Source organism: Streptomyces sp. NBC_00285, from assembly GCF_036174265.1.
Lineage (GTDB): Bacteria > Actinomycetota > Actinomycetes > Streptomycetales > Streptomycetaceae > Streptomyces.
Window position 1 is genome coordinate 7,051,565 of sequence record NZ_CP108055.1, and the last position, 11,783, is coordinate 7,063,347.

At 70.5% G+C, this 11,783-nt stretch carries 11 protein-coding genes; 4 read left to right on the forward strand and 7 right to left on the reverse strand.

What is annotated here, in order from left to right; genetic code table 11:
* The first annotated feature begins 177 nt into the window (after positions 1–177).
* The gene (locus OHT57_RS32745; protein ID WP_328750322.1) at positions 178–843 is read left to right on the forward strand and encodes a hypothetical protein; all 666 of its coding nucleotides are present in this window, start codon (positions 178–180) and stop codon (positions 841–843) included.
* 51 nt (positions 844–894) lie between these two features.
* Here OHT57_RS32745 and OHT57_RS32750 read toward each other — a convergent pair whose 3' ends face one another.
* Genes OHT57_RS32750 through OHT57_RS32765 form a run of 4 tightly spaced genes read right to left on the reverse strand, consistent with a single transcriptional unit; the run spans position 895 to position 5,968 of the window.
* Positions 895–2,826 carry a glycosyltransferase family 2 protein gene (locus OHT57_RS32750; protein WP_328750323.1) on the reverse strand — a complete coding sequence of 644 codons (1,932 nt, stop codon included), beginning with the start codon at positions 2,824–2,826 and terminating at the stop codon, positions 895–897.
* Between the two features lie 53 nt (positions 2,827–2,879).
* Positions 2,880–4,013, reverse strand: a complete 1,134-nt coding sequence (locus tag OHT57_RS32755) for an Mrp/NBP35 family ATP-binding protein (RefSeq protein WP_328750324.1) — start codon at positions 4,011–4,013, stop codon at positions 2,880–2,882.
* Between the two features lie 43 nt (positions 4,014–4,056).
* Positions 4,057–4,656 (reverse strand): DUF1003 domain-containing protein, encoded by a 600-nt coding sequence (locus tag OHT57_RS32760; protein WP_328750325.1) that lies wholly within the window; start codon positions 4,654–4,656, stop codon positions 4,057–4,059.
* Complete coding sequence (locus OHT57_RS32765; RefSeq protein ID WP_328750326.1) at positions 4,646–5,968, reverse strand: magnesium transporter MgtE N-terminal domain-containing protein; 1,323 nt, start codon at positions 5,966–5,968, stop codon at positions 4,646–4,648. Before OHT57_RS32765 ends, OHT57_RS32760 begins: the two co-directional genes overlap by 11 nt.
* A gap of 202 nt (positions 5,969–6,170) precedes the next feature.
* Between OHT57_RS32765 and OHT57_RS32770 the strand changes: the two genes are divergently transcribed.
* Complete coding sequence (locus OHT57_RS32770; RefSeq protein ID WP_328750327.1) at positions 6,171–6,923, forward strand: hypothetical protein; 753 nt, start codon at positions 6,171–6,173, stop codon at positions 6,921–6,923.
* Here OHT57_RS32770 and OHT57_RS32775 read toward each other — a convergent pair.
* Complete coding sequence (locus tag OHT57_RS32775; RefSeq protein ID WP_328750328.1) at positions 6,920–7,432, reverse strand: hypothetical protein; 513 nt, start codon at positions 7,430–7,432, stop codon at positions 6,920–6,922. The genes OHT57_RS32770 and OHT57_RS32775 overlap by 4 nt on opposite strands.
* Before the next feature lie 10 nt (positions 7,433–7,442).
* The gene (locus tag OHT57_RS32780) at positions 7,443–8,561 is read right to left on the reverse strand and encodes a magnesium and cobalt transport protein CorA (RefSeq protein WP_328750329.1); all 1,119 of its coding nucleotides are present in this window, start codon (positions 8,559–8,561) and stop codon (positions 7,443–7,445) included.
* Between the two features lie 501 nt (positions 8,562–9,062).
* Here OHT57_RS32780 and OHT57_RS32785 point away from each other — a divergent pair.
* Positions 9,063–9,647 carry a suppressor of fused domain protein gene (locus OHT57_RS32785; protein WP_328750330.1) on the forward strand — a complete coding sequence of 195 codons (585 nt, stop codon included), beginning with the start codon at positions 9,063–9,065 and terminating at the stop codon, positions 9,645–9,647.
* 41 nt (positions 9,648–9,688) lie between these two features.
* Here OHT57_RS32785 and OHT57_RS32790 read toward each other — a convergent pair whose 3' ends face one another.
* On the reverse strand, positions 9,689–10,912 hold the full coding sequence (locus tag OHT57_RS32790; protein WP_328750331.1) for an MFS transporter: 1,224 nt from the start codon (positions 10,910–10,912) through the stop codon (positions 9,689–9,691).
* 183 nt (positions 10,913–11,095) lie between these two features.
* On the opposite strand from OHT57_RS32790, the gene OHT57_RS32795 reads away from it, so the two are divergent.
* Positions 11,096–11,737: a DUF6758 family protein gene (locus OHT57_RS32795; protein WP_328750333.1), complete on the forward strand. Its 642-nt coding sequence runs from the start codon at positions 11,096–11,098 to the stop codon at positions 11,735–11,737.
* The last annotated feature ends 46 nt before the right edge of the window (positions 11,738–11,783 follow it).

Genomic DNA, 11,783 nt, shown 5'->3' on the forward strand with positions numbered 1-11,783 from the left:
CACCCCCTTTACGGCCTGAACGCGTCCCCCGCACGCCCCGCGCGCCCGGCGGTTTCCCGGCAGCTCGGAGCGGTGTGGCTATGCTGCCGAGTTGTTGTGCGGGCCGTACGTGAGCGAGCGACGCCACCCGAAGGGGGCGGTCCGGTCCGACGAGAGCTAGTGGGAGGCGTCCAGCACATGGAGACGACGAGTGAGGCAGTCGCGCAGGCGCCGGCCGCGGAGGGCGGCCGGCAGGTTCCCTCCGCCCGGCGCACGGTCGACGGCTACCTTCAGGCGCCCTTCCCCTGGTACGGCCTCGACGAGGCGTTCACGGGGCCGCGCTGGCTGATGCAGGTCGGCACGTCGGCGGACGGGGCCGTCGAGCACGGGTCGATCGGACACGGTGACGAGCCGTCCGTGAAGAACGAGGCGGGTTCCACCGGGGAGCCGAAGGAGAAGTTCGCGGTCGTCGTGACCGTCGCCGCGAACCCGTCCCGAAGAAGCGCCGACGGCACGGGGCTGCTGGAGGCCACGTCCGTCTCCTCGGCCGCCTGGCTGGCCGGGGTGGGGCTGCTGTCGTTCACCTGGCCCGGTCAGATGGACCACTCGCTGCGCGACGACTGGCTGGACCAGCAGACCGAGACGGCCTGGGTGCTGGCGGACGACCTCGACGGCTCCGACTGGTCGACGCTCTCCCTGCCGGTGGACGGGGTGCCCACGCCCTTCCACTACCGGGAGTCGGAGTTCGGCTGGGTGCTCGCGGGTTCCACGCAGGAGGGGGTGCACGTGGGGGCGTACGGGCGGGGCATGAGCGCGTACGGTCTCGGGTTCGCGATGATCAAGGACATCTCGGCGTACGCCTAGGACCGGCAAAGGCACCGCAGGCTCGTGCGGTGCCCCGCCTGGCGGTCCGTGCTATCGGCCCAGCCGCCGCCGTACCCGCCGGACCTGGCGGTTGTCGGCGACCGCGTCGAGGAGCCGGCGCCCGGTGCCGTTCTCGTGGGCCGGGCCCTCCAGCCGCAGCAGGGCGCCGTCGCGGACGACGGCGTGGGCGACCGGGGCGTCCGACTTCGGCAGGCTGACGGGGTGGCGCCCGGCCGGGAGGTCGAGGCGGGCGGGAAGCCGCAGGGCCGCCGTCGTTCCGTCCTCGCCGGGGACCAGCTCGGCGTTCACCGTCAGGGCGGACACGGTGACCTTGACACGGGCCGGAGTGCCGGAGGGCACTGCCGCCAGGTACGGCAGCGGGAGCGACCGCTCACCGCGCGCGGTGTTCGTGGCGGCGGCACCGGCCGTGTCGGAACCGAGCCTTCGCTGACGCTGGTCCACGTCGAGCGCGAGCTGACCGCTCCCCGTCCAGTACGGCAGCGCGAGCCGCCCACCGGTCAGCGCCGGGCCCGCGGCCGGGGCACCCGGGGTGCCGTCACCGGTCAGGCGGACCATCCGGTCGACGCCCAACAGCTGGACGAACGCCCACACGTCGTGCACCCCGCGCTCCAACGGCCGCCCGCCCGCGAGCTGTTCGGGGTCGAGGAGCAGCCGCCCGGACGCGACGAGCCGTGACCGGCCCTCCCCGCTGGGCTCAAGGCGCACCTCCAGGTCGCCCTCCGGGTACCACCAGTCCTCACGGTCCCGGTCCTTGACCACGACCTCGGCGTACGCCAGCCGGAACGGATCGCGAACCTCCCAGCCGTCCTCCGCGCCCGGCACCCCGGCCACCAGCTCCGGGTCCAGCCACCGCTTCCCGTCCCGCTCGACGAGGACCAGCGGCTCGCCGTCCCCGCGCAGCAGGTCCAGCGTGACGTCGGCGACGAGCCGGCCGTCCTGCCAGCGCAGTCCGCCGACCGTGCTGCGGGCCTTGACCTCGCGGACGCGCTCGGCGAGGGCTACGGCCCCGTCGAAGTCACCGCGTTCGAGGAGTTCGGCGCGCAGGCGGGAAACGGCGGGCAGACCTTCGCGCACGGCGGCCGGGAACTCCTCCAGGGCGAGCCGCCGGGCCGCCTCGAACCGCTCCCGCTGTTCGGCGGGGTCCTCGCGGAGGATCTCGGGCTCACGGGCGCGGGAGAGAAGCTCGACGTGGTAGATGCGGTGCAGCAGGCGGTTCTGGAGTGCGTCGACGTCGTCGGACGGGGACGTGCCGTCCTTGATCTGCTGGGCGATCGTGCGGCAGTTGGACCAGAAGCCGTGGCGCGGATTGAAGCGGTGCTGGGTGTTGTTGCCGCCGTCGTCCCGCTTCATCCAGTAGTAGCAGGGATAGTCGGCGAGGACCGAGATCCGCTCGGCCTTCAGATAGGCGGCGCTGACGAAGGCCAGATCCTCCAGGATCCACGGGCCCTCGGGGAACCGCAGCCCGTGCTCCTCGACGAAGGCCCGCCGGAACATCTTGTGCGGCGACATGCTCTGCATGAGCTCGTCGTTCTCGATCGTGCAGGCGTCCACGGTGTGCCGGAACAGCCGCCGGGGCCGCACCATCGTGCTGGACATCTTGCCGAGTACGACGTCGGCGTCGTTCCGCTTCGCGTGCGCGTACAGCCGCTCCAGGGCCTCGGGCCCGAGCATGTCGTCGTGGTCGACGAACTGGATGTACTCGCCCTTCGCGTGCCGCATGCCGAGATTGCGGGGCGCGCCCGGCCAGCCGGAGTTCGGCTGGGTGTGCACCTGGACGTTCGGATGGGCGGCGGCGATCTTCTGAAGCCGGGCCAGCGTGTCGTCGGTCGACCCGTCGTCGACGTAGACGATTTCGTACTCGTCGGCGGGCAGACTCTGCCCGAGCAGCGACGGGGCACACTCGTCGACGTACTTCCCGGTGTTGTAGACGGGAACTATGACGCTGACTTTGACTCTCGGCATTCCACGGACCCTACCCGGCCCGTGGAATGCCTCTTGTCAGATGCGTCTCAGGCTCAGAACTTGTTCCTCGGCGTGATGCCCAGAGACAGCCCCGAAAGCCCCCGCTGCCGGCCCCCCAGCTTCCCCGCGATGCCCCGCAGGGCCGCGCCCGCCGGGGAGTCGGGGTCGGTCAGGACGACCGGCTTGCCCTCGTCGCCGCCCTCGCGGAGGCGGACGTCGATGGGGATGGAGCCGAGGACCGGGACCGTCGCGCCCGTCGTGCGGGTCAGGCCGTCCGCCACCGACTGGCCGCCGCCCGTGCCGAAGACGTCGACCATCTCGCCGCAGTGCGGGCAGGGCAGGCCGGCCATGTTCTCGACGACGCCGACGATCTTCTGGTGGGTCTGGACGGCGATCGAGCCCGCGCGCTCGGCGACCTCCGCGGCTGCCTGCTGCGGGGTCGTCACCACCAGGATCTCCGCGTTCGGGACCAGCTGGGCCACCGAGATCGCGATGTCGCCCGTGCCCGGGGGCAGGTCCAGGAGCAGCACGTCCAGGTCGCCCCAGTACACGTCCGCCAGGAACTGCTGGAGGGCACGGTGGAGCATCGGGCCGCGCCACACCACCGGCGCGTTGCCCGGGGTGAACATGCCGATCGAGATGACCTTCACGCCGTGTGCCGACGGCGGCATGATCATGTTCTCGACCTGGGTCGGACTGCCGTAGGCGCCCAGCATGCGCGGCACCGAGTGGCCGTAGATGTCGGCGTCGACCACGCCCACCTTGAGGCCGTCGGCCGCCATCGACGCAGCCAGGTTGACCGTGACCGACGACTTGCCGACACCGCCCTTGCCGGAGGCGACCGCGTACACGCGTGTGAGCGAGCCCGGCTTGGCGAAGGGGACCTCGCGCTCGGTCTGGCCACCGCGCAGCGCGGTCGCCAGTTCCTTGCGCTGCTCGTCGCTCATCACGTCCAGCGTGACATCGACGCGGGTGACGCCCTCGACGGCCGAGACCGCGTCGGTCACACGCTGCGTGATCGTCTCGCGCATGGGACAGCCGGAGACCGTCAGGTAGACGGCGACCGCGACCGCTCCGTCCGCGCCGATGTCGACGGACTTGACCATCCCGAGTTCCGTGATGGGCCGGTTGATCTCGGGGTCGTTCACCGTCGCCAATGCCTCGCGCACCGCGTCTTCGCTAGCCATACCGACGATGGTACGGGGCTGCGCACCGACCCCTGTACGGCTCTCAACGGTCTTCTACGTCACGTCCCGACGGTCGATCCGACCGTTCTGCCGGGAATGCGGCATGCCCGTCGTGCTGCCGTGCCTCCAGCTCCTTCACCATGTCCTGGAGCTCCGAGCGGATCCAGTCGCGGGTCGCCACCTCGCCGAGACCGATCCGGAGCGCGGCGATCTCCCGGGTCAGGTACTCGGTGTCCGCGATCGACCGCTCGTTCTGCTTGCGGTCCTGTTCGAGGTTGACCCGGTCCCGGTCGTCCTGCCGGTTCTGCGCGAGCAGGATCAGCGGGGCGGCGTAGGAGGCCTGGAGGGACAGCATCAGCGTGAGGAAGATGAACGGGTAGTGGTCGAAGCGCAGATCGCCGGGCGCGAAGATGTTCCACAGCACCCACACGATGATGACGACCGTCATCCAGACGATGAACCGCCCGGTGCCGAGGAACCGCGCGATGCGCTCCGACAGCCGTCCGAACGCCTCCGGGTCGTACTCGGGCAGCAGCCTGCGGCGCGGCGCGCGCGGCTGGTCGAGGCGGGCGCGGGGACGGGTGGCGGCGGTGGCTCCGGCCGGGGTGCGCTCGCGGCCTGTGGTGTCGCGCTCAGGCGTCACGGGAGGTCACCCCCCGGACGTCCTCGTCGGCGCGGTCGGTGTCGTCGTCGGCGTCCTCGTCCAGATGGAACTCCGTCTCCCGCCAGTCCTCCGGCAGCATGTGGTCCAGCACGTCGTCCACCGTCACCGCGCCGAGGAGCGACCCCGCCTCGTCGACCACGGGTGCCGCGACCATGTCGTACGTCGCGAAGAACCCGGCGACGACCGGCAGGGTCGCGTCCGGGTCCAGGGCCTGCAGGTCGTCGTCGACGAGTGAGCTGACCAGGGTGTACGGCGGATCGCGCAGCAGGCGCTGGAAATGGACCGTGCCGAGGTACTTCCCGGTCGGGGTCTCGTCGGGCGGGCGGCACACGTACACCTGGGCGGCGAGGGCCGGGGAGAGGTCGGCGTTGCGGACGCGGGCGAGCGCCTCGGCGACGGTGGCGTCCGGCCGCAGGACGATCGGTTCCGTCGTCATCAGACCGCCCGCCGTGTGCTCCTCGTAGGCCAGCAGGCGCCGCATGTCGGCCGCGTCGCCGGGCTGCATCAGGCTCAGCAGCCGTTCCTGCTCCTCGGTGGGCAGTTCGGCGAGCAGGTCGGCCGCGTCGTCCGGGTCCATGGCCTCCAGGACGTCGGCGGCGCGATCCGCCTTCAGCTTGCCGAGGATCTCGATCTGGTCGTCCTCGGGGAGCTCCTCCAGTACGTCGGCCAGGCGGTCGTCGTCGAGGGCGGCGGCCACCTCCGCGCGGCGCTTGGGGGAGAGGTGGTGCAGGACGTTGGCGAGGTCGGCGGCGCGCAACTGCTCGAAGGTGGCCAGGAGGCTCTCGGCGCCCTGTCCGTGCTCCTCCAGGGTGAAGCCGGTCACCGCGGACCACTCGACGGTCAGCGCCTCGCCCTTGCGCCGGAACGCCCCGCCCTTGCCGCCCTTGCGGACGAAGACGCGGTGGATCTCCCAGTCACGGCGGGCCGGCAGTTGCTGCACCGCCACGTCCAGGACGGTGACCTCTTCGTCGGTCTCCACGAGCGTGACCCGCCGGTCCAGGAGCTCCCCGAAGACCAGGCGCTCGGTGGGCCGTTGCTCGAAGCGGCGGACGTTGAGCACGCCGGTGCTGATGACCTGGCCGGACTCGATGCTTGTCACCCGGGTCATGGGCAGGAAGATGCGGCGCCGGGTGGACAGTTCGACGACGAGGCCGAGCACGCGCGGGGGCCGGCGCCCGACGCGCAGCACGACGACCAGGTCGCGTACGCGGCCGACCTGGTCGCCGTTGGGTTCGAAGACGGCGACGCCGGCGAGGTGCGAGACGAAGATCCGGGGGGCTCCCGCTGCCATGGCTGTGCTTCCTTTGCGTACAGGGTGTTTCGTTCGTCGGTCGTTGTCCGGATTGCCCGCTCGGGAGGGCTTCAGGCTAGCCCGTACCGATCGGATACGCCCTGGTGAGCGCTTCGGACGGGCTGGCTCCGTCAGGGGTCCCGGGCCCCGGTACGCTGCCGTACGCCGCTGAAGGACCCTCGTCAGAAAGGCAGCCCCACCTGTGACCGCGATTGCCCAGGGCCGTACCCGCAGTGCCGTACTGGTGAGCGCGATGTGCGCCCTGGTCGTGACGGGAACGGGGCTGACGGGCTGCAGCGAGGACCCCGACGCGGGCACCAACGGGGTCGGCAAACTGTCGGCCGACCAGATCCGCTCCAGGACGCGTGCGGCCGCCGGGTCCGCCGACGCGCTGCGGGTCTCGGGGAACGTGGTCACCAGCGGGCGCACATACAAACTCGACATGCGCCTGAATTCCGACGGCGGCTCCGGGTCGGTCACCGCGGAGGGGGCGACCTTCCAGTTGCTGCGGACGGGCGAGCAGCTGTATCTGAAGGCCGACGCGGACTTCTGGACCCAGGCGGACGGCAAGGGCGACGGGGTGGCCTCGGCGGGGACGGCGGACAAGCTCGACGGCAAGTACGTGAAGGTGCCGTCGGGCGACCCGGCGTACAAGAAGTTCAGCGGTTTCACGGACAAGGACGTTCTCCTCGACGGGCTTTTGACCCTTCACGGCACCCTGGGCACCGACGGTCATCACGAGCAGGCGGGTACCCGCACGATCCGAATCACCGGTGACGAGGGCGACGGCGGCACGCTGGACGTCTCGCTGGAGGGTCAGCCGTACCCCCTGCGCCTGGTAAGGGCGGGCGGCGCGGGCACGCTGACCTTCTCGGCCTGGGGCAAGAACTTCGCCCTGACCGAGCCCAAGAAGGACGAGACGGTGGACTACGGCAAGCAACTGCCGACGTCCTAGCCGCGTTTGCGGCGCTTCACCAGGAGGCGCGGAAGACTTGCGGGGACCGGCTCACGCGTGGTCGCCGGTGTCGGCAGCGGCGGTTCGGCCAGGTCACCGTCGGGCAGCGGTGCCGTGACCCCGGTCGGCTCCAGGCGAAGCACCCGGCACTCGCGGGACCAGCGGTCCGTCATCGCCTCGCCGTCGGGGGCGTTGAGCCGTTTCCCCTTGAGCTCGGCGACGGCCGCCTGCCACGCCTCGGAGCCGGGAGCGAGTTCCACGACCCTCGCCGCCCAGGAGACCAGCCGGCCTCCCTTGTCCTTGCTGCGGACGGTCACCTCGGCCGGGCCCGCGTCGGTCAGTCCCGGGAACGGCTGCTCGCCGGGCCCGTCGCCGACCAGGCAGGCAGCGCCCTCGTGCCAGACGTGCCACAGGGCGCGGGCCGGGCTCCCGGGCCCCTTGACCCAGACGAGGCCGGACTTCTTCGTGGCCTCCTCGACGAGGGCCCGGTCCAGCAGCTCGCTTGTCATGGCGCCCACTCTAGAGCCAGCCGTTGCGCTTGAGCGTGCGGTGGATGCCCAGGCAGATGACCCCGGTGATCGCCATGATCACGGGGTAGCCGAGCTTCCAGTGGGTCTCGGGCATGTAGTCGAAGTTCATGCCGTAGACACCGCACACCATCGTCGGTACGGCGACGATCGCGGCCCAGGACGTGATCTTCCGCATGTCCTCGTTCTGCGCGACGGACGCCTGCGCGAGGTTGGCCTGGAGGATGGAGTTGAGCAGTTCGTCGAAGCCGAGGACCTGCTCCTGGACGCGGGCGAGGTGGTCGGCGACGTCCCGGAAGTACTTCTGGATGTCGGGGTCCACGAGCCGCATGGGCCGCTCGCTGAGCAGCTGCATGGGGCGCAGCAGCGGCGCGACGGCCCGCTTGAACTCCAGCACCTCACGCTTGAGCTGGTAGATCCGAGCCGAGTCGACACCGCGCGAGACCTTGCCGCCGCGTCCCGGCGTGAACACCTCGGTCTCCACCTCGTCGATGTCGTCCTGCACCGCGTCGGCGACCGCGACATAGCCGTCGACGACATGGTCGGCGATCGAGTGCAGCACCGCCGAGGGGCCCCTGGCCAGCAGCTCGGGGTCGTCCTGGAGCCGGTGCCTGAGCGCCCTCAGCGAACCCTGGCCGCCGTGCCGGACGGTGATGAAGAAGTCCCGGCCGGTGAAGCACATGACCTCGCCGGTCTCGACGATCTCGCTGTTGGCGGTGAGTTCGTCGTGCTCGACGTAGTGGATGGTCTTGAAGACGGTGAACAGGGAGTCGTCGTAGCGCTCCAGCTTGGGCCGCTGGTGGGCCTGGACGGCGTCCTCGACGGCGAGCGGGTGGAGTCCGAACTCGCCCGCGATACCGGAGAATTCGGCCTCGCTCGGCTCGTGCAGTCCGATCCACACGAACCCGCCGTCACGGCGCACCTGGCGCATCGCCTCGTGCGGGCTCAGCGGGGCCGGGGTGACCACACGCCGGCCGTCGCGGTAGACCGCGCAGTCGACGACGGCGGAGGGCGTCGAGGGGTCGCGCGTCGCGTCGTACGCGCCGGTGTCCTTGCGCAGCGAGGGACGCGACGGGCGTACTGCGGCACGCAGGTCACGGATCATCGACATGGCAGGCTCCTTCGTGACGGGCAACAAAGGGCACCTGCGACGGGTGGAACTACCCGGAATGGGGACGTCCGCAAATTCGTGTGTTTGGCACGTCCGCAAAGCGGGGAGCACCGCACCATCGCGGTGGCGAACTTCGTCACTGATTCAGGTACTGCTGCAGCTACTGCTTCAGATCAGACAGATCAGGCAAAAAGAAACGAAGTGCTCTTCCGCACGAAGACGCGAACGTGAGAGGCGGCGGTTGCCGAACGTCACAGAGGCTGCATCAGCGGCCGGAAGAACGAGTGGTACTACCAGGTCGACTTCGATCCATGACAGCCCCACCTCCTCCGGCCGGTCCCTCGTGAGGGACGATCCATTCCCGTAAGGGAGTCTCACTCGGCGTCGGGACTCGATGCGCGATGCTTCAGCGTGCTGCCCCGACGACCGGGCCAGAGTACCAGCAGGCCGAAGTGTCAAGGCGCTGCTTTGCCCGGTGGTGACGAGTTCTATGCTCGCCGCATGGCTGATGTTCTTCCTCTGGTCGAGGCCCGGTTGCGCGGCGCGCTGGGCGAGCCGGACGCGCGCGCGGCGGTCACCTTCCTGGGCACGGATCGCGTCGAGGTGCTCCGCTTCACCGACGGGGACGTCGTCCGCTACGCCACGCTCGGTATGTCCGCCCAGCCGATGGGCGACCCGGCCTCGATGCTCGCCGACCCGGTGCAGGGACCACGTGCCGAACTGGTCATCTCCGTACGGGCAGGACGCGCCGACACCGACAAGGTGCTCCGCCCGCTCGCCGTCCTCGCCGCGTCCCCGCAGGTCGAGGGTGTGATCGTGGCCCCGGGCGCCTCGCTCGACGTAGGTGAACCGCTGTGGACCGGCGCCCCGTTCACCTCGGTCCTGGTCGCGGAGCCGGGCGGGCTGGTCGAGGACCTGGAGCTCGACGACCCCCTCGACCCGGTCCGTTTCCTGCCACTGCTGCCCATGACACCCAACGAGGCCGCCTGGAAGCGGGTGCACGGCGCCCAGGCCCTTCAGGAGCGCTGGCTGACGAACGGGACGGACCTCCGGGATCCGTCCCGGAAGTCCGTCCCGCTGGAGTGAGGGCCTGGTGAGCAAGCTCACCAACCGCTGGTCGGAAGGCGTCAGTTGGCGAAGACGGCGACACTGTCCTCGACCGCGTGCCGCGGCTCCAGCTCCTCCGCCTCGTGAGTGAGGGCCTTGCGCCGTACGACGACCACGAGCGCGCCCAGTACCGCGGTCACCGCGGCCACCACGAACGGGATGTGGATGTTGCTCCACTCCTCGATCTTCGGCGCGAAGAAGGGCGCCGCCGCGGCGGCGAACCAGCGCACGAAGTTGTAGCCGGCGCTCGCCACGGGCCGCGGGGCGTCCGAGACGCCGAGCGCCAGCTCCGTGTACACCGTGTTGTTCACGCCGATGAAGGCGCCGGACAGGATCGTGCAGACGATGGCCGTGGTGTGGTTGCCGTAACCGAGGACGAGCACGTCGGCCGCGAGCAGCACCAGCGAGCCGCCGAGCACCTTCAGCGACCCGAACCGCTCCTGCAGGCGCGGGGCCGCGAACACCGAGAAGACGGCGAGCAGGACACCCCAGGCGAAGAACACGGCACCCGACTTGTACGGGGTCATGTCCAGCACGAACGGGGTGAAGGCCAGCACGGTGAAGAACGTGTAGTTGTAGAAGAACGACGAGGCCGCGGCCGAGGCCAGGCCGCCGTGGCCGAGCGCCTTGATCGGGTCCAGCAGTGACGTCTTGCGGGCCGGCTTCGGCTGCTCCTTCAGGAACACCGTGATGCACAGGAAGCCGATCGCCATCAGGAACGCCGTGCCGAAGAACGGGTAGCGCCAGCTGGCGTCACCGAGCAGGGCGCCCAGGAGCGGGCCGCACGCCATGCCGAGGCCGAGGGCGGACTCGTACAGCAGGATCGCCGCCGCGCTGCCGCCGGCCGCGGCGCCGACGATGACGGCGAGGGCGGTGGACACGAAGAGGGCGTTGCCGAGACCCCAGCCGGCGCGGAAGCCGACCAGTTCGGCGACCGAGTCCGAGGTGCCCGCGAGGCCTGCGAAGAGCACGACGACGGCGAGTCCGACCAGCAGGGTCTTCTTGCCGCCGATGCGGCTGGAGACGAAGCCGGTGACCAGCATCGCGATCGCGGTGATCAGGAAGTACGAGGTGAACAGCAGGGAGACCTGGCTGGCCGTGGCGTCCAGGCCCTTGGCGATCGACGGCAGGATCGGGTCCACGAGTCCGATGCCCATGAAGGCGACGACGGAAGCACCTGCCGTCGCCCACACGGCCTTCGGCTGGCGCAGGATGCCGCCGGCTCCCGCATCAAAGGAATCCATGGTCTTCCTCCACTCCCTCACGAGATAGTTGGTATATGCACATAGTAAGTTAGAGCAGCTAATAAATGCAAGCTACATCTAGTTGTGCCCGGTGAGGCCCGCCGGGGCCGGGAGTGAACCGCTTCCCTCCGGACGGGTGATCGTCCTTGACGTGGCGGTGCGAGGGTAGGACCGTGGGGCCCTATGAGGGGCGAACCCAGTTGCCCGAAGTGTGGTGGCCGGGTCAGGGCTCCCGGACTCTTCGCCGATTCCTGGCAGTGCGATGTGCACGGGACGGTGCATCCGCTGCAGCCCGCGATCCCGCCGAGCGTCGAGGCCCTCGGGGTCGTGGTGCACCGCACCCAGGTGCCGGTGTGGATGCCGTGGCCGCTGCCGGTCGGCTGGCTGTTCACGGGCGTGGTCTGTGCGGGTGACGACCGCAGTGGCGGTCGCGCGACGGCTGTGGCCTGCACGGGACCCGGCCCGCTCGGGGGCGTCGGCGAGCTGATTCTGGTCGCCGAGGAACTCGGGGTCGGCCTCGGGGCGCGCTATGCGGGGATCGACGGGCCGGATCCCGGGCCGTACATGAGCGTCGAGAAGCCGCCGCAGGCGAAGGTGCTGGCCGCGGGGCGGCCGACGCCGTTGTGGCATGTCGCGGGAGCGCCGGACGACCGGGCCGTGTTCGCCGGGGAGGCCCTCGGACTGTGGCTCTGGGCCGTGGTGTGGCCCGAGCAGTCCGGGCTGCTGATGTATGACGAGCTGGTGCTGACGGATCTGCGGGACGCCGGGGCCGAGGTGGAGCTGGTGCCCTGCGGGGCGTTGTCGCCGCGCCTGCTGAAGCCGTAGCGCCTACGGCGTGGGGCTCTCGGATGCCGGGCCACCGCGGGTTCGT